This is a genomic window from Thermonema rossianum DSM 10300, assembly GCF_000426825.1.
Classification (GTDB): Bacteria; Bacteroidota; Bacteroidia; order Cytophagales; family Thermonemataceae; genus Thermonema; species Thermonema rossianum.
In genome coordinates, this window is record NZ_KE384579.1 from 339,082 (window position 1) to 357,579 (window position 18,498).

Genomic DNA, 18,498 nt, shown 5'->3' on the forward strand with positions numbered 1-18,498 from the left:
GGAGTGGCTTGCTATGGGGCTGTTTTCCGCAGGCGTGCCATATAAAATCCGTCCCAGCCGTGATAAGAAGGCAAGAGCAGCTCTTCGGCTTCCAGTTCAAAATGCGGATTCAGCGCTAAAAAGTGCTCTATTTGCCGGCGGTTTTCCTCAGGAAACACACTGCAGGTAGCATACACCATCTTACCGCCTGTCTTGAGCATCTGTGGATACAGTTCCAGTATCTTTTGTTGTTTGGCTTTCACCTCATCGGCAAATGTTTGCGTGATGCGCCATTTGGCATCCGGGTTACGCCGCAGTACCCCCGAGCCGGTGCAGGGCACGTCCAGCAGCAGGCGGTCGGCACTGCCACGCAGGCGTTTGATGGTTTGATTATCGATAAGGCGTGTTTCTATGTTGAACACTTCATTGCGGCGGGCACGCTTGCGCAGCTCTTTTAGCTTCCACTCTTCCACATCCATGGCAATGATGTGCCCTTTGTTGCGCATGAGCGTAGCCAAGTGAAGTGTTTTGCCGCCGGCACCGGCGCAGGCATCAATGACCCGCATGCCCGCTTTCACTTCCAAAAAAGGCGCAATCAACTGCGAGCCGGCATCTTGCACCTCAAAAAGCCCTTCTTGAAAAGCTTTCGTGCGGAATATATTGCCGCGCTCCGTAAGCCTCAATGCCGAAGGCACCTTTTCTACGGGCTCAGTGGCGAAGCCTTCCTGCAGCAGGCGTTCCCGCAAGCCATGTATGTCGGTTTTGAGCGTATTGACCCGCAAATAAACATCGGCTTGAGTATGCATGGCTGCCAGTTCGCGCTGCCATCCTTCGCCCATTTGCCGGGTGCCGTACTGCCACAGCCAATCGGAAACGCTGTAGGCAATCGATGGGTGAGGGGGGCGGTCATAGCGCTCTTGTAGTTGAGTATAAGCAGGAATGCCGGTAAACAAATCCCACGAAGGCAACTCTTTTAAAAGCAATAAAAAATAGCCTGCTGCCAGGCGACGCAGGGCATCGGTATGTTGCTCTTGGGCGCCGTCTTCGGTGGGCATGCCCAAAGCGTAGCGCAAACGCTTGTGATTCCTGATGAGATTGTAGCTGTGTTCGGCTACAAAAGCCCGGTCGCGGGCGCCCCATCGCTTGTTTTGCTTGAATACACTTTCTATAGCTTTGTCGCTGTAGGCATGCTCTTGAAATACCTTTTGAAGCACCTCTATGATGCCCTCGATGAGATTTCTGTGCAGTTTCACCGGATAATTTTGTTTACCTTTGGCAAAGGTAAGCATTGAAACAAGAATGGAAAAAAGCTATGCTCTCATTACAGGTGCCAGCCAAGGAATAGGACTTGCCATTGCCCATGAGTTGGCAGCGCGTGGCGTATCGCTTCTGCTGGTCGCCTTACCCGATGTGCATCTTGAACAAAGTTGTGCCGAACTGAAACGCAAGTATCCTCACATAGACGTGCAAGCCTTGCCCGCTGACCTTACCCGTGAGGAAGATATCAGAGCGGTGGCAGAGCGCTGTTACCGGGAACAGTGGCGCTTGCGTTATCTTATCAACAATGCGAGTATGGGCTTTACCGGACCCTATGAGTCTTACAGTTATGAGTTTTACGAAAAGGTGCTGCATTTGAATGTGATGGCAACGGCACGCCTGACGCGCTTGCTGCTGCCTTTGCTGCGTGACCATACGCCCGCTTACATTTTGAACATGGCAAGCATGGCCGCTTATTTTCAAATGCCCTATAAAGTACTTTATTCCTCTTCCAAGGCTTTTGTCTATCATTTCTCTTTGGCATTGCGCGAAGAGCTGCGGGGCAGTGGCGTATCGGTCACGGTGGTTTGCCCCGGCGGAGTGCTTACCAACCCCGACGTGCGCCGGACTATTGAACGCCTGGGACGCTTAGGGGCAGCCTTTTCACTTGAGCCACAGCAGGTGGCGCGCAGCGCCGTGCGTGCTATGTTGCAAGGCAAAAGCGAGCATGTCCCGGGCTTCTGGGTAGCGATGTATGCACGTTTGCGCCATCTGTTTCCCAAGGGGTGGATACGCCGGGCATTGGGGTGGGTGTTCAGAAGGAAGTTTGCCGAAAAAACGTACAAAAGGGCATGAAAAAGATTTTCAAAAAAATTCCGTTGTGGCTGATTGTTGTGCTCGTCTTTCTGCTTTTGCGCTTCACCGGGGCGTTCCCCGAAGTGATGGGCAGCATGCAGCGGGTGCTTTTATGGACAGGACTGTTCAATGCCCGTCCGCAAGCAGCAGCTTCGGCGCCCCGCTTGCAAGAGCATTGGCTACTGGAAGACCTTGACGGCAAACGCATCGACATACAAGACCTGCGGGGCAAGGTGGTGGTCATTAACTTATGGGCTACCTGGTGCCCCCCCTGTGTGGCAGAGCTGCCAAGTTTACGCAATCTGCAGGCACGCATCGAAGCAGAAGGCAAAGACAATATCCGCCTTTTGCTGGTCAATGTGGAAGGCACCGGTGAGCGTGAAAAGGTGCTGCGCTTTGCCACACGGAAAGGCATAACATCCGCTACTTATTTCCCGCTTTCGCCCGAGCCACCCTTGTTGCACTCAAAAGCCATCCCCGCCACTTTTGTGCTGTCGCCTTCGGGACAGGTGGTTTACCGGAAAAAAGGAATGGCAAATTACGACACACAGGCTTTTTGGGCGTTTTTGCAGTCGCTGCAATAAGCTTCCATGGGCTAAACGCCTGCTTGTTTTACGAACATTCCCGCTTGGCAATGCTTTTCAATCAAAACATCCTCCGGTAGAGGAGTGTTTTGGCTTTGTTTGGTGAAAAAAATTAAAAAACCAAACTTTATTACAATTAAAATCCTTTTGTATATTTACACCTCACGACCGCTTACTTTATATAAACGCTTGTTTTTAAAGCTTAAAATGGAAACAAAATGAAAAATACCTTTCTGCTACTATTGCTATTTTTTGCTTTTATTACTTGTAGCGAAGAAGCCATGGCGCAGAGCTATGGCGTGAGAGTAGAAGCTCCCCGCGCCTTGGTGCGTCCTTCGGAAGAAATTATCAGCTGGACTACGCGGGGCGAAAAACTGAAAAAAGTAGAGCTCTGGTTGGAAGATGCCAACAGGCAGAAAATAGAAGACTTGCCTCTCGAAGGCACCAAAAAGCTTTTTTTCGATGGGAAAAACGGGTACTACATTGCATTGCGAGCCGGCAAACAAGTGTTCAAGCGCTACGGTATTCAGCCGCGTTTGATAGACACTACCGAGCAAGCTTTGCAAGTGGAAAAGCAAGTATTGGTAGAAGGCGAAGAATTGCGCTATCAATGGTATCAGCCTTATTTTCGCCGCTGCCGCTTGTTTTTGGGCGATTCCGTGATGATTGCCAACGAGCTGCCCAACTCTTACCGCAACCAATTGAAACTGCCGGCCGGTGCTTACGCACTGCGCCTCGAGTGCTGGAACGACGACTACCCTCATCATAAGCTGGTGAGTACGGTGTTCGTGCGTGTGTTGCGTGAACCTTCTTTTTCCGTAGAACCCGTGTATTTACATTCACCGCTCGATTCGCTCAACCGGCCTTATGTTGCCCGTTGGGAAGTAGATAGCAGCTTGGAGGTCAACCTGTACCGTGTCAACGAACGGCTCAACTATGGATATGTGCGTGCCGGCATGCCACACAACGATACTACCCGCTTGGCAAGCCATTTGCCTGCGGTGGGCAGCATTCCGCTCGACACCCCCTCGAAGCGCCAGGTGATTTATTACATGCTGGAAACCCGTATCCCTTCCATGCAGTATGCCCATTACCTGTATGCCAAAGGCGAAGTGGTGCAGACCTACAAGGACACTACCAAGGCTTGGTCATTCAAGGTATCGATCAATGGGCAGGCCGTTGAAAAGAAGGCAAACATAGAAGCCTTCAGTGGCGACGTGGTGCGCATTGAGTGGCAGTCGAAGGGCTACGTCCGGGCAGCCTTTTTTGACCCCGGATGGAATGCCATAGAGCCTAAAATGCCCGCCAAAGGACGCTATACTTTCATTCCCACCGAATCGGGCATTTATCATTTTGTTTTTTACGATGAAGAAAAAAAAGCTACCGGAATCCCGCTGTTGCGCGTGCAAAAACCATTGGCAACCGGTGGTGTGGTGAAAATAGAAGAGCTGCCCAAGCAGCACCGCCTGCATTTTCAAATTATAGAAACCGACAAAAGCCGCTATCCCGAACAAATTTCTTTTAAAGTAGTAGTAACCGATTCCGTAGGGCGCTTTGTGAGCGGTTTGGATGCCGTGCCCGGAAAATACTTCAAGAAGGTAATAGAAGAATGGCAGGGCAAGCCGGCTGAGTACAGCATCCTGTCGGTAAAGGAAGTAGAAGAAGACCTGCTGCGCCCTAAAGTGTTCGTAACGGTTGCCGACTATAGCGGTTCCATGTATGGGCAGCCCATTATTGTGCAAGAGCAGGCAATCAAGGCTTTTATAGAAGCCAAGCTGGATGCCGACTACCTTGGCTTTGTGCAGTTCGACGATCGTCTGCGACGCACGACCCATATCACGCAAAGCCGGGACACCATAGCCGGTACTTACCGCTTTGCGGGACTCAAAGAGTTTGGCGGAAATACCGCCCTTTACGCAGCCATAGATGAAGCGGTGAAGATGCTTGAAGAGATGCCCGGAAAAGACAAGTACGAAAAATACATCGTACTCTTAACCGACGGCTACGAAAACAGCTCTTTTGCTTATTGGCGCACCCATGCTTTCGACCTCAAGCAGTTGGCTATTCATGCCGGGAAGGCAGGCGTGAAGCTGCTGATTTTCCCGATTGGGGAGGGCGTGAACTTTTTTACACTTTCCCGCCTTGCCGAATTGCTGGATGGCTTGTTTTTTCCCGTCGTGAACCGCTACGAACAGCTGAAGGAGGTGTACCGGAACGTGCCGCGTCTGCTGCGCCGCTATTACCTGGTGTCTTTCAAACCACTGCGTAAAGACGACTGGCGCGAGTTTCAGCTCGAGGTGTGGAACCAAGTGAATACTCAAAAACTACGCCGCAGCGTGGCTACTATCCCCTTGGACCAACTGCCCAAACTCGATGACTTCCGGGCGCAGGAACAAGAATTCGTGCCCTCTGAATCGAAGACTGCCCATTTGTTTAATGGCAAGCAGGTGATTGTGCCGCCACAAGTCATCGTGCATTTCGATTACAATTCAAGTAAATTGTTGCCTCAGGCACTGCCCGCACTCGACAGTTATGTGGAGTTTATGAAAAAAGATCCGTTGGTGGTTGCGGAGTTGTATGGCTACACCGACCTGAAAGGCGACGATGAGCAGCAAATTAAACTAAGCGAGCAACGTGCCAAGGCCGTTTTTGATTATCTTGTGAAAAAAGGCATTCAAGCCGAACGCATTCGGTACAAAGGCTTTGGCAAAGCACACCCCGTGTGGAAGGAAGAAAAAGAGCCATGGCAGGCAGCGGAAAACCGCCGTGTGGAAATTGTGTTGCTGCGTTGATGATATTGGCCGGCAGCAATCAAATGCCGAAAAAACGCTCGATGAAATTCTAAAATTCCAAAATTTACCGTTGCTTTGTAGCCTCAAAGCAAACAACAAACCGGTTTTATGGCAAAAGCAAACATACAAACACCCGTATTGAATTACTCAAAGGAAGGCTTCGATAAACCGCTGTTGGTGGAGTTGTACAAACGCCTGCTGAAACCCCGCATGATTGAGGAGAAAATGCTGCTTTTACTGCGGCAGGGCAAATTGTCAAAGTGGTTTTCGGGCATTGGGCAAGAAGCCATTGCCGTGGGGGTGGCTTCGGCGCTGCACGACGATGAGTTCATACTGCCCATGCACCGCAATTTGGGCGTATTTACCACCCGTCAAGTGCCTTTGCAACGCTTGTTTGAACAGTTTCAGGGCAAGGCGGGCGGCTTCACCAAAGGGCGCGACCGCTCTTTCCACTTCGGAAGCATCGAGCACCATATCGTGGGCATGATTTCACATCTGGGACCGCAACTCTCAGTGGCAGATGGCATTGCTTTGGCAACTAAATTGAGCAAGGAAGGCAAGGTAACGGTTGCTTTTACCGGTGAAGGGGCTACAAGCGAAGGCGAATTTCATGAAGCCCTCAATGTGGCAGCCGTGTGGGACCTGCCCGTAATTTTCGTCATTGAAAACAACGGCTATGGACTTTCCACGCCCGTCAACGAGCAATACCGCTGCGAGCGCCTTGCCGACCGCGGCATAGGTTACGGTATGGAAGCCGTGCAAATCGAAGGCAACAATATACTGGAAGTGTACCGCACCATACGCCACTATGCCGAAGAAATACGCCAGAACCCACGCCCGGTGCTCATAGAAGCCATGACTTTCCGCATGCGGGGACATGAAGAAGCTTCCGGTACCAAATACGTACCCAAAGAGCTCATGGAAGCATGGGCGCAACGCGACCCCGTGCTCAACTATGAAGCTTGGTTGCTCGAAGAAAAGCTCATCACACAAGAAGAAGTGCAGGCTATCCGCAAAGCAATCAAGAAAGAAATAGACGACGCATGGAAAAAAGCCGATGCGGCACCCTACCCCGAAGCATCGGTAGAGCGTGAGTTGGCAGATGTTTATGCGCCTTTTCAACAAGAAGTAATAAAGCCAAGAAGCGAAGCCAAGAGCCGCCGCCGCTTTGTAGATGCTATTTCCGACGCCTTGCGTCAAAGCATGGAGCGTTATCCCAATCTCGTGCTCATGGGGCAGGATATTGCCGAATACGGGGGCGTGTTTAAAATCACCGAAGGTTTTGTGGAGCAATTCGGCAAAGAACGCGTGCGCAATACGCCCCTTTGTGAGTCGGCCATTGTAGGCGCCGGCTTAGGTCTTTCTATCAAGGGCTACAAAGCCATGGTGGAAATGCAATTTGGCGATTTTGTTACTTGTGCCTTTAACCAAATCGTAAACAACCTGGCAAAACTGCACTACCGCTGGGGACAAAACGCCGACGTGGTGGTGCGCATGCCTACCGGTGCCAACACGCAGGCAGGTCCTTACCACTCGCAATCCACCGAAGCATGGTTTTTCCATACCCCCGGCCTGAAAATCGTTTATCCTTCAACGCCTTATGATGCCAAAGGATTGCTGAATGCCGCCATCGAAGACCCTAATCCCGTCATGTACTTCGAGCATAAGTATCTTTACCGCTCGTTGGCAGAAGACATTCCCGACGATTACTACACCGTGGAAATAGGCAAGGCGCGCACCGTGCAAAGTGGCGACGATATTACCATTATTACCTATGGTTTGTGTGTGCACTGGGCGGTGGAAATCATGCAGCAGATAGAAGGAGCCACGGCCGAAATCCTTGACTTGCGTACCCTGCTGCCTTGGGATAAAGAAGCGGTGGCGGCTGCCGTACGCAAAACCGGCAAGGTGCTTGTTGCCCACGAAGACTGCCTGACCGGCGGAATTGGCGCAGAAATTGCAGCATGGATAACCGAGCACTGTTTCGAGTCTTTGGATGCCCCCGTTATGCGTGTGGGAGCACTCGACACACCGGTGCCCTTTGTGAAACCCTTAGAGCAACAGTTCCTGCCTTATTCCCGTATGAAAGAAAAAATACAAGAACTGATTGCCTACTAAAAAAAAGACAGTCCCTGTGAAATGGTTGATACGAAACTTATGGAGCGCATGTGCAGGTCTTTGCTGCCTCTTGTTGTTGATGGCCTGCAACAAACGCCTGCAGTGCGCTACCTATCGTGAGGTGGAGACGGTCAGTGTGGCTGAGGGCGACTATGACCCCACTGCCAATGGTTACATACGAGTGAAGCGCAGCACGGCTACCAACTTGGTGAAAAAGAAAAAGCTGTCAAAAAAGAAAGCCAAGCGTAGCCGGCAAATGCAAACGGATAAGGATTTTAAGAAAGATCCGAGCTTGTTTTACGATAAGAAAGACAAGAATGTAAAACGGCAAAAAGTAAAAAGTAAGAAAACCAAAGAGGAGGATTGTGTTGACCCACCCTGTCCACAAGGAAGAAAGTAGAGTATGAAGTCATTGCTAAGCATTTTATACGTTTGTTGTTGCTTGTTGTTTTTGCCCGCCACCGGGCTGCATGCTCAAAAGTTGTCGAAAAAAGACAAAGAGCCCAAGAAACGCACGCAACAAGAATATGGGCCTTTTAAGGGCAGCAAATGGCGTGGCGACCGGGAGCCGCACCGCATGGCGCCTCCTGCCATGATTTCGCAATTCCGTGGACCGGTGGGCGTCATTCTCAAAGAAGGCGATGAACAAGACCTCACCACCAAATACCCACAGCGCATCCCTTATCGTGTGTTGAAAAAAATACGCCAACGGGCCGCCGCATCAAGCAAGGCAAGAGCGAACTACCGGGGTACCATCAAACGGAACTATGCCTTTGAGCGTAGCCGCCTGCGCAACAACCGCCGCATGGCTGCCTATCGAGGCACTATCAAGCTGTCCGGCAAGCTGGAGCGCTTCCGGCAAAGCAACCGGCGGGCCATGGCCAGCTACCGCGGTACCATCAAAGTCAAGCGCAAGCGTGCCAAGTCCTATGCCGATCGTTATACCGGTACACCCAAAAGTGCACGTTTGAGCCGCTATCGCGACCCGCGCTACACCCGCAAAGGGCGCCTGTTGTTGCCTTGGCAGCGCAAGGGGCTACCCAACTGGCAGCGCGAAAAACCACCTAAGTTGCGTTACGACCGCAAGGAGAACAAAATATGGGCGAAACCGCGTCCCATGCCGGAGTCCAAGCCCAAAGAACAGCGCTCGGCGCCACAGGATGGTGGCGAGTAGAAACACAAGCCCGTTCCGGACCGGACGGGCTTTATTCATTTCGCTTTTTGTTTCCATTCACCTTACTGCCTGTTTGCTTTTGTTGTCTTTCGCTTCACTTTCTTTTAGTTTTTCCGTCTTCCTTTTTGCCATTTCGAGAATTCCTCTTTGTCATTTCGAGCGTAAGCGGGAAATCTCTTTTGCTTTCTGTGGTTTGGTGTGATGAAATTGAGATTTCTCACCTCACTTCGTGAGGTTCGAAATGACAAGTTACACTTCGCCCGTTTGAAATGACAAGTGGCATGAGATTCCTGGATAGCAGGCAACAAGCTTGTAAAAAAGCCTTTTGCATGCCCGGTTTATGCTTATTGCGATTGAGTTTTATGTTTCACGCAAAAGCATGATAGCCATGACGACAAAGCACACACACGAGTCTGTCAGCGTTGTTGACCAAGAGACTGCGAACGATCTGCTTACGCTGCAACCTGCATCATGGCGTGCCCGTTTATTGGGACGCATCATTGATTATTTGGTTTCGTTTTTTTTAGCCATTTTCCTCACTCCATTGCTTGGATTAAATGACTTTGTAAGGCACGGCGGGGGGAGCATGCTCGTGCATCTCATCTGTCTTATTTACGTATGGCTAAGCGAGTATTTCTTTCAACGTACCATAGGCAAAAAACTGATGGGGACAGTGGTGGTAGATGCCCGCACGGGCGGGCGCATCTCTTTCCTTAGGGCATTGGGGCGCACTTTGGCACGCTTGATACCCTTTGATGCGCTTAGTTTTCTGTCTGAGTATCCACGTGGTTGGCACGATTCACTGTCTCGTACCATAGTACTGAGGGCAGAGGATGCGGAGCGCTACCGTAAGTTAAAGCAGCAATAGAAGAGAGTGTGAAGCCGTAGGGAAGAAAAAACCTCGCGGCTTTTTTTATTTGCTTTGGCCTTTGGTTCAATTTTGATTAAATTGTAGTTTAATCAAGCATGGATTTTGTAGCGTGATATTTTAAGTCCTGACTTTAAACATATCAGCCCATGAAACGCCTATCTCGTCTTTGGGGGGCACTTTTTGTAGCAGGCTGCTTGCTTTCTTGTGACCCCATGCTTTTCGATACCTTCGAGCGGCTAACCAAAATAACAACGCTCGAACCGATAAAAGAAACCGACTCTGTAGCCCTGAGGGCACAGTTTATAGATGTGAGCGCACACGATGCGGGGCGCCCTTACGGATTCTATTACATTGTATGGGATGCGGGGGGAACAGTCCTTTCGGAAGATACCACCATTGTAGATAGCATAAAAGTAGGTGAGGTGAGCGCCGGCTTCGAGTATCGCCACTGGGTGGCATTGCCCCCGGGGGGGCGTATTGAGTATGCTGCTGCCGTTGACCGGGGCAGTAGCCTGCTTGTCGCTGAGGTGCAAACCTATGAGGTCCAACCCGACAAAACTCCGGCTTTATACATTCAATCCGTTTCCAATATTACGGATAATAATGCCCATATCATTGCGGTAGTAGAACGTCCGCCGGTCGATGGGAAAGATATTGCCGCCATTGGATTGGAGGTTACTCCCGCAGGAGGGAGCACAGCCTCATTTGAAGACCCGGTATCTGCGCAAGGGGTAAGCTACCCTATTACACTGGAGGATGATTATACGGCTTTGCAAGCCATTCATGCTTTACCTGCATTAGTGCCCGCTACCGAATACACTTTGGCGTTGTTTGTACGTATGAGTGACAACTCTGTGTATCGAAGTGCTGAGGTACGCTTCCGTACCTTGCCTTAAGGCTTCTGCAACCATGATTTGATTTACCCGGTTACTAATAAATTGAATGCTTTATGAAGTACCTGTTGAAAAATATAATACATGTATCCCTCTTATGGTTGGGTATGACTTCCATTGCTATAGCACAAATACAAGAGCGCGAATGGCTGCAGGTATTTGCCAACTCAAACGGCGATGAAGTCATATATGATGCAGCGTTTACGCCGGCAGGTGATGTGGTCGTGGTGGGGAAGAAAACAGTTGGTGCGGGAGATACAGATATTTTTGTGAAAAAGCTAAGTGGTGTAGATGGCAGTTTGATATGGGAGTATATTTCAGGAGGTACAGGGAACGACGAAGCAAAAGCTCTGGCCATTGCTTCGGATGAAAGTATATTTGTGGTAGGTACTTTCCTTAATGCAGTTACTTTTGACCCGCCAGCTAATGCCGTGACTATTGATGTTTCCGGGTTTGGGCGTGCCGTGTTCATACTGAAGTTGAAGTCAGATGGTTCGTTTGACGATGTGAAGCATGTGAAAGGTACATCTTCCTCAGATGTAGTCTTTGTAAATGATATAGAGTTGTATGGTACGGATTTGTTTATTGGGGGAGAGTTTATAGGAAGTAGTGTGGATTTTGACTGGCAAAGTGGAGGAAGCTACTTGTTCTCGAGTGGTTCAGCTGCCGGTTTTGTGGCAAAGGGAGGGCAAGACTTGTCTTTCTCTTGGGCAAAAGAGTTAGGAGGGACAAGCAGTAGTGATGTTCGTTTAAGAGACCTCTCAGTAGATGGGAGCGGGGCTGTATATGCTACAGGATTCTTTGACGGGACCAACGTTGACTTTGGGGGAACCAATGGGGGAACCAACCTGTCTTCGGTGGGTGGTCCGGGAAATCCGGACGCTTGGGTAGCCAAGATAGATGCCACAGGAGCAGTAAGTTGGGCAGGCAGCTTTGGTGCCACCCCCGCGGGAAACTTTGGACACGCCATTGCCTTTGATGCACAGGGAAAACTGTGGGTGGCCGGGCGTATCAATGGTAATGCAGATATAAATCCGGATCCGGCAGGTACCTATACCGTTTCTGCTACGCAAGATGGCGGCATTTTATTTAATATAGACCCTGCAACGGGCAAACTGGCAAATTTGCCCTCTCCTTTGTACTACCTTTTAGACGGCGGTAATAATGAGGAAATTACGAATGTGGCTTTAGGGCCCTCAGGGGAGATTTATTTGAGAGGGTATTTTCAGGGAAATGTTTCTTTTGACCCTTTTTCGCCTGGATATATTCAATACCCGTCAACATTTACGAATGGCACCTTCCTTGCAAAACTTTATAATGACAGTGGCACGCTACGTTTGGTATATGCAAGAGGTTTCATAGGAGGACTTATTACAGGCAAAGCCCTTGCCCAACAAAACGATAAAGTAGTGTTTGCCGGAGGCTTTTATAGTACGGTTGACTTTGATCCCACCCTTTCCGGAATAGACAACCGCACATCTGTCAATGCAGCCGATGGCTTTGTGTATCTTCAAAAGCCTTTGGCACGCTATGATTTTGTTGTAAATGATGGCGTATCCGGAAACCCGGTCAGTGGGGCGCAGGTAATCATAGAAACCGAAACGATGCCCACCGATGCCGGCGGTACAGCCACTTTCCCTTTGCCTGCAGGGTTGTTCAATTATACGGTTACAGGACCTGCACCTTATATAGACTTCTTTAATACGCTTACGACGAGCGTCCCCTCCAATCAAATTACCTATGAGCCGGTGACCTTATGTCCGCTCGAGACCCCCACATTTGATGTATACATTGTCAACCCTGCAACGGCAGCGGAAGTCAATATTTACACGGCGACTCCACTCTGTGATTATGTCGCCACGGAGTATGTGGTAGAGATAAGCGAAACGCCCGGTTTTGAATCTCCACAAGCTATTACAGCACCTAACGATCCGCTTAATGACCCCACAACCGTGTCGCTTACTGCCTTCTCTTTGTTGCCCGAAACACAGTATTACGTTCGGGTGAAAGCCAAGAATGCAGCGGCAAATGTAGAAACCCCTTATGCATCGCCTAAAGCGTTTGTATATACCGAACAACCGACGGGCGTTGAGCGTGCCCATTGGGCGCATGTTTTTCCCGTGCCTGCCATGGAGCGCCTGTATATAGAGCTGCTACGTCCGGCACAGCAGCTGCGCGTCTATGATATAACCGGCAGAGAGTGGGCAAGCCGTAAGTCATGGAGCACAACGCCGCTAACAATAGATATGCAGCCATGGCCGCAAGGTGTCTATTTTGTAGAGGTGATTTTTGAAGACCTGCCCCCCCTTGTACAAAAGGTGGTGAAGTGGTAAGCGGCAGGTGGAAACCATTCGCAAAGCGAACTCTTTACCACTACGGTTTTGTTTTTAGCCTGAACCTTTATTAAATGCACAATCATGGGATTTTTTGAAAAAATCTTTGGCAGCGAAAGCGCAAACAAAGAAGGGCAGACTCGCCCGGCATGGCAACAGTTCCCCAATGAGGAAGCCTTGGTGCATGCCATAGAACAAACATCATTCGAAAAGCCGGTGCTTATCTTTAAACACAGCACCCGCTGTTCCATCAGTGCCACTGCCTTGAATCGTCTGGAGCGCACATGGAACGAAACCTTTCAGCAGGCTTTACATCCTTATTTGGTGCGTGTCATAGAAGAACGCCCTTTGTCCAACGCCATTGCCCGCTTGTCGGGAGTGGAGCACCAATCGCCGCAGCTGTTGATATTTAAAGATGGCAAGTGCGTGTATCATAGCTCTCATTTGGCTATTGATGTTGAAAACATAAAGCCTTATTTATAATCCTTTTTGCCCGGAATGATAAACGAAGCGCACAGCAACCACCAGAGTGCCCAATAGATTAGCCTGTAACGACTCAGGGCTGAAATATTGGGCGCTGCTATTCCCAACAACACGGCATTGCCTGCAATAAACAGCAGCAAGAGCCACCAATAGGCAGGAAGGGCAGAAAACAAGCGCTTTCTTTTTTTCAATAAAAAAAACATGGCAGCGACGGGCAACAAACATTCTGTTCCCAAAACGAGTCCTGCCCACAGCGTACCATCCCATGGGAAGGGGCGAAACAAGGCATTGAACAATGCCGGAAGCACGCTTTGAATCAACGAGCCGGGATGGCCGTCGAAAGGCAGCGGGTACACATTGGCCGGGTTGCTCAACCGCACAATGTCGCGATGGTTTTGCCACAGGGCTGCCATGAAAGCATGCAGCGAGAGGTTGGGATGAATAAAAGGCAGCAGATACACAAAAACGGCCGGTATGACCACGGCAAGAATAAGCAGAGCCGTTTTGGGCAAACGGCGGCAGCACAATACGAAGCATGCCGCCACCAAGGGGGCCAGTGTGGCAAAGTAGTAGTACTTTGTTTTCCAAAGCAAAAACAACACAAAGCCCGTGCCCAAAAAGTGAACGAATGCCAAACGCCTGCGATGGCAATAGTGTAGCAAGCAAGCATAGACATAATAAATCGCCGGAATCACAAGACTTTCTTTTAAGGGCGGTGTTGTCCATATGGCCATGGAAGGCAGCAAAAACAAAGCAATAAAGGCAGGCAGTGCCAAATGAGGGTAATAGCATTTGATGCTTGTAAAACAACGGTAAAGCAAAACATTGCCAATGCCCACCACCACAGCCACAAACAGCGGCTCTATGCCCCCGGAGAGTAACCACAGCGGCAGCAGACATAATACGAAGGCATAGGCCCGGGGTTGGGTGTATAGCCACAATTGAATACTGACGGCTTGTGGTAAGGGGGCAAAAGACAGTAAATCCTGCCATGGCAGAAGCCCCGTTTGCAAGGCGCTTTGCAGTACTTGTAAATCGTGGAGGTAGGCCAAAATATCGCCTTCTTGCAGCTGCTTGTAGTAGGCAATCACTGCCATGGCTACGGCATAACGCCAGCCCCAACTCAGGATGAAGAGCGTGCGCTCTTGCGCAACAAATGGTTTCCAATGACGCATGAAAGGCATTCTTTTTTTAAGCAGGCTTGCTTATACTGCCCAATGAGCGCTTGCGAGTCGTAAGCACTTTGAGGCTCTACGAATCCTGCCCACAGGCGGGTGATGCGGTTATGCTCGGGCGGCAGCGCCTGCAACAATTCCATTGCGCTTTGAATATACGATTTCTTGCCGCTATGCAAGCCATAAGCCACACGATAAGGCACCACGGCGTTGATCAACAGGGTGTAAATCATTTGTTTGCCCATGCCGCTTGGTGTGGGGCGTGCCCCTTTCTTTCCGAAGCGGTAACGCCATTGCCAATAGTCGCTTACCGGCAGCGAGGCAAATGTTTTTTGAAGCGTTTCCGCCGGGCTTTCAAGCAACAGATTATGCAGTAAATCTTGTTGAACAAGCAAAGCAGCCCATTGTGCCAGCCGGAAGGTAGGGAAGCTGCCGGGGCGCATGCGCAAGAACTTCCACTCTGTTGCCGGTAGCGCTTTCAAAGAGAACTTATGCTTATAGAAAGCATACTCTTGCGCCAGTTGTTGGCAGTAATCATCGAGTGGGGGCGTGGGGAGCAAACCACTTTGTCCAAACAGCATGGCTTCTATGGCTATGGAGTTGTTTCGGTGTTTGCGCAGTACTTTAAGTGGGGTTTGACGGCTAAGCTTCAAAAAGGCGGTGGCATTTTGGGCAAGCCCCCAAGCATAGGCAAGCGCCCGGTAGGCGGTTTCTTCCCATAATGTGCAGCTTTCATACTCTTGCAGTATGCGTTGTGCCTTTTCTTCCATGCGTCGCATCACGGCTTTTTCGAGCATGTCTATCTTATGCAGCGGCAATACTGCTTGCCACTGCGGGGCACACAGTGGGCGCCGGTGAATGGGCGACAGCACCAGCTGCCGGTAAGTATTGAGCACCTGCGGATTTACATAATGGCGCAACTCCAACACCGGGATGCCTTCGGTATGGGGGGCGTCCATGTCGTGCTGCCACACCACATGAAGCACTACCTGCCGGTAATGGGCCTGCCGGTCGTGTTTATGTTTAAACCAGTCAGAGCTGCGGAGGTGTATTTCTACATCACCTTGCAGGCTTTGGTTGCCTATCTGCAGCTGCGCTTGGCTGAAATCAGCGCCTTGGTGGGTGTTGTGCGTGCCGGGGTGTACAATCATCAAAGGGCGGCCGTCCACCAAAAACAAGCCGGGGGTGCGAAAATAACGATAATGCCAGATGTGATGTAGCAGCGCTTCTTGCATGGCATTTTATGGTGAAAAATATTTTTTGTTGCACTTTTTCAACTATTTTTGTGCCAAGCCTTAGTGAATGTATCAAAACTCAACCAAAATATCAAGACTATGAGTCAAAACTATGACGTGATTGTAATAGGGAGTGGTCCCGGTGGTTATGTAGCAGCCATCCGTGCAGCTCAGTTAAATATGAAAGTAGCTGTGGTGGAAGCCGCCGAATTGGGAGGCATCTGCCTGAATTGGGGTTGTATTCCCACCAAGGCGCTGCTTAAAAGTGCCCAGGTATTCGAATACATTCAACATGCCGAAGACTATGGCATCAAAGTAAGCTCGGCAAAGCACGACTTTGAAGCCATGATTAAGCGCAGCCGTGAAGTAGCCAACGGCATGAGCAAGGGCATTCAGTTCTTGTTCAGAAAAAATAAAATCGACCTGATTCAAGGATGGGGCAAGCTCACCAAAGACCGCAAGGTGGAAGTAACCGACAAGGAAGGGAAAAAGAAAGTATATGAAGCCAAGCATGTCATCATAGCCACCGGCGGGCGTGCCCGTGAACTGCCTCATATCAAGATAGACAACGAAAAGGTCATTGGCTACCGCAAGGCAATGACGCTTGAAAAGCAGCCCAAGAAAATGGTGATTATGGGCTCGGGCGCCATCGGCGTGGAGTTTGCCTACTTCTATCATTCCATTGGCACGGAAGTAACCATCGTGGAATACCTGCCGCGCATCGTGCCCAACGAAGACGAGGAAGTGTCGAAGCAGTTGGAAAAGATATACAAGAAGAAAGGTATTAAGATTTACACTTCTTCGGAAGTAACGGCCGTCGATACCAAAGGCAAAGGCTGCAAAGTGACCGTAAAAACGCCCAACGGCGAAGAGGTGCTTGAGTGCGACGTGCTTCTGTCGGCAGTGGGCGTGGTTGCCAACATCGAAAACATAGGCTTGGAAGAAGCCGGCGTGAAAGTAGAAAAGGGCAAAATTGCCGTAGATGAGTTTTACCGCACCAATGTGCCCGGTGTGTATGCCATCGGCGATGTGACGCCCGGTCCTGCTTTGGCACACGTGGCTTCTGCCGAGGGCATCATATGCGTGGAAAAAATTGCCGGCTTGAATCCGCATCCGCTCAACTACGGCAACATTCCGGGCTGTACTTATTGCCAGCCCGAGATTGCCTCGGTAGGTATGACCGAACAGCAGGCACGCGAAGCCGGTTATGAAATCAAAGTAGGCAAGTTCCCCTATACGGCTTCGGGCAAAGCCAGTGCTGCCGGTGCCAAAGACGGTTTTGTGAAGGTCATCTTCGATGCCAAATACGGCGAATGGCTGGGGGCACACATGATTGGTGCCAACGTTACCGAAATGATAGCCGAAGTGGTGGTTGCCCGCAATCTGGAGACCACCGGACACGAAATCATCAAATCGGTGCATCCGCATCCCACCATGTCGGAAGCCATCATGGAAGCCGTAGCCGCTGCCTATGGCGAGGTGATTCACCTGTAAGCAGCCCACAATACAAGCCCTCTAAGCCCTTGTGCACTTCCACAAGGGCTTTTTTTATCACGCCCCTTGTGTCTCTATCCTGCCTGCCGGCACAGTGTGGTGCTTATTTTTGCTCACTCCATGCAGCCTGGCATTCCAAACGGAGCAAAGCGTAATCTGTCATTTCGAACGGAGCGCAGTATAGCCTTGTCATTTCGAACCTCACGCAGTGAGGTGAGAAATCTCAAGCTCACCAAGCCACAAACAGCAACAGAGATTTCCCGCTTGCGCTTGAAATGACAAAGAGGGGCGCTCGAAATGACAAGAGGGGAAAGTGCTCGAAAACAAGGGAGATGCACTCAATAACAAATCAGAGGAAGCAACTACACAAACACAGTCTGCCATCCCGAATGAAGCGCAGCCTGTCATTTCGAACGGGCGTAAGCGAGTGAGAAATCTCAATCTCAAACCCACCAAGCCACAAGCAGCAAAGGCAGAAGAGGCAAACATCTGTCTTTTTTTAGCTTAGCCTTTCATCTGTCTTTCCGGATGAAGTGCAGGTGTAACAGTAAATCCCGTTACTTCTAAGTGAGACAGAGAAATAGCATATACTTTTTTACGCTTTTTGTTGTAAATAAAACCTATTTTTGAGAGCATTAACCAAAGATAAATGGAAAATGTGTTAACAAACGCGACAATACAAGTTTATCCCAACCCAACGCAAGGGAGAGTAACCATTGATTTGGGAGGATTTTACAAAAATGTAAGTGTAGTTTTGAGAAATGTAGTAGGACAAGAAGTGATGAGAGAGAATTATCAAAAGGCCAATCGCATTGATTTAGAGGTTAAAGGAGAAACAGGGGTTTATTTATTAGAGTTGATGTTGGATAATAAGAGAACTATTTTCAAAGTGATGAAGCAATAATAAGCCCGGATGTTCATAAATAAAAAAGGCAGCCCTTTGTGGCTGCCTTTTTTTATCTCTTTTTTTGCATTTCATCCCTAAATTTTGTATTTTATCCCAGAATTTTGCATTTTATCCCAGAATTTTGAAAATAATAAATATTTTTTTTTTGCAGTTGAAAAAAAACTATTAAAACGCATAACCATGAAAAAGAAAAAAATACTTTTAGGTTTAATAGCGCTATGTATAAATGGGGTAGTGTTCTCCCAAAATCCTGTACAAAAAGGGTCAGACATAGACGGCGAAGCGGCAGGTGATAATTCAGGCTATTCTGTGAGCATGCCGGATGCCAATACCGTAGCCATTGGAGCA

Annotated in this window: 15 protein-coding genes; 12 read left to right on the forward strand and 3 right to left on the reverse strand. The window is 49.6% G+C overall.

Annotated elements, in window-relative coordinates:
• Window positions 1-11: 11 nt before the first annotated feature.
• Window positions 12-1,232 (reverse strand): RsmB/NOP family class I SAM-dependent RNA methyltransferase, encoded by a 1,221-nt coding sequence (locus K384_RS13055; RefSeq protein ID WP_038033052.1) that lies wholly within the window; start codon window positions 1,230-1,232, stop codon window positions 12-14.
• Between the two features lie 46 nt (window positions 1,233-1,278).
• Here K384_RS13055 and K384_RS13060 point away from each other — a divergent pair, with 46 nt between their 5' ends.
• The 10 genes from K384_RS13060 to ytxJ all read left to right on the forward strand — a co-directional run bounded on the left by K384_RS13060 (window position 1,279) and on the right by ytxJ (window position 13,339).
• Window positions 1,279-2,091, forward strand: a complete 813-nt coding sequence (locus K384_RS13060) for an SDR family NAD(P)-dependent oxidoreductase (protein ID WP_051633412.1) — start codon at window positions 1,279-1,281, stop codon at window positions 2,089-2,091.
• Window positions 2,088-2,675: a TlpA family protein disulfide reductase gene (locus K384_RS13065; RefSeq protein ID WP_038032951.1), complete on the forward strand. Its 588-nt coding sequence runs from the start codon at window positions 2,088-2,090 to the stop codon at window positions 2,673-2,675. Before K384_RS13060 ends, K384_RS13065 begins: the two co-directional genes overlap by 4 nt.
• 218 nt (window positions 2,676-2,893) lie before the next feature.
• The gene (locus tag K384_RS13535; protein ID WP_051633413.1) at window positions 2,894-5,467 is read left to right on the forward strand and encodes an OmpA family protein; all 2,574 of its coding nucleotides are present in this window, start codon (window positions 2,894-2,896) and stop codon (window positions 5,465-5,467) included.
• A gap of 108 nt (window positions 5,468-5,575) precedes the next feature.
• Entirely contained in the window at window positions 5,576-7,585 is a 2,010-nt protein-coding gene (locus K384_RS13075) for an alpha-ketoacid dehydrogenase subunit alpha/beta (protein WP_084147241.1), read from the forward strand.
• 16 nt (window positions 7,586-7,601) lie between these two features.
• Entirely contained in the window at window positions 7,602-7,985 is a 384-nt protein-coding gene (locus K384_RS13080) for a DUF3221 domain-containing protein (RefSeq protein ID WP_157630173.1), read from the forward strand.
• Window positions 7,986-7,988: 3 nt separating this feature from the next.
• On the forward strand, window positions 7,989-8,759 hold the full coding sequence (locus K384_RS13085; protein ID WP_157630174.1) for a hypothetical protein: 771 nt from the start codon (window positions 7,989-7,991) through the stop codon (window positions 8,757-8,759).
• Window positions 8,760-9,147: 388 nt separating this feature from the next.
• Window positions 9,148-9,627, forward strand: coding sequence for an RDD family protein (locus K384_RS13090; protein ID WP_169737662.1), 480 nt, complete (start codon window positions 9,148-9,150; stop codon window positions 9,625-9,627).
• A gap of 149 nt (window positions 9,628-9,776) precedes the next feature.
• Entirely contained in the window at window positions 9,777-10,526 is a 750-nt protein-coding gene (locus K384_RS13095) for a hypothetical protein (RefSeq protein WP_038032956.1), read from the forward strand.
• 53 nt (window positions 10,527-10,579) lie between these two features.
• Window positions 10,580-12,856 (forward strand): T9SS type A sorting domain-containing protein, encoded by a 2,277-nt coding sequence (locus K384_RS13100; protein WP_157630175.1) that lies wholly within the window; start codon window positions 10,580-10,582, stop codon window positions 12,854-12,856.
• Window positions 12,857-12,940: 84 nt separating this feature from the next.
• On the forward strand, window positions 12,941-13,339 hold the full coding sequence (gene ytxJ / locus K384_RS13105) for a bacillithiol system redox-active protein YtxJ (RefSeq protein WP_084147242.1): 399 nt from the start codon (window positions 12,941-12,943) through the stop codon (window positions 13,337-13,339).
• On the opposite strand, the gene K384_RS13110 is transcribed toward ytxJ, so the two are convergent.
• Both K384_RS13110 and K384_RS13115 read right to left on the reverse strand, forming a co-directional pair.
• Window positions 13,330-14,514 (reverse strand): hypothetical protein, encoded by a 1,185-nt coding sequence (locus tag K384_RS13110; protein WP_157630176.1) that lies wholly within the window; start codon window positions 14,512-14,514, stop codon window positions 13,330-13,332. The genes ytxJ and K384_RS13110 overlap by 10 nt on opposite strands.
• Entirely contained in the window at window positions 14,463-15,749 is a 1,287-nt protein-coding gene (locus K384_RS13115) for a DUF2851 family protein (RefSeq protein WP_038032959.1), read from the reverse strand. The genes K384_RS13110 and K384_RS13115 overlap by 52 nt, the downstream gene beginning before the upstream one ends.
• 99 nt (window positions 15,750-15,848) lie before the next feature.
• On the opposite strand from K384_RS13115, the gene lpdA reads away from it, so the two are divergent.
• Both lpdA and K384_RS13130 read left to right on the forward strand, forming a co-directional pair.
• On the forward strand, window positions 15,849-17,243 hold the full coding sequence (gene lpdA / locus K384_RS13120; RefSeq protein ID WP_038032961.1) for a dihydrolipoyl dehydrogenase: 1,395 nt from the start codon (window positions 15,849-15,851) through the stop codon (window positions 17,241-17,243).
• A 649-nt stretch (window positions 17,244-17,892) separates the two neighbouring features.
• Window positions 17,893-18,147, forward strand: a complete 255-nt coding sequence (locus K384_RS13130) for a T9SS type A sorting domain-containing protein (RefSeq protein ID WP_038032966.1) — start codon at window positions 17,893-17,895, stop codon at window positions 18,145-18,147.
• Window positions 18,148-18,498 lie beyond the last annotated feature (351 nt).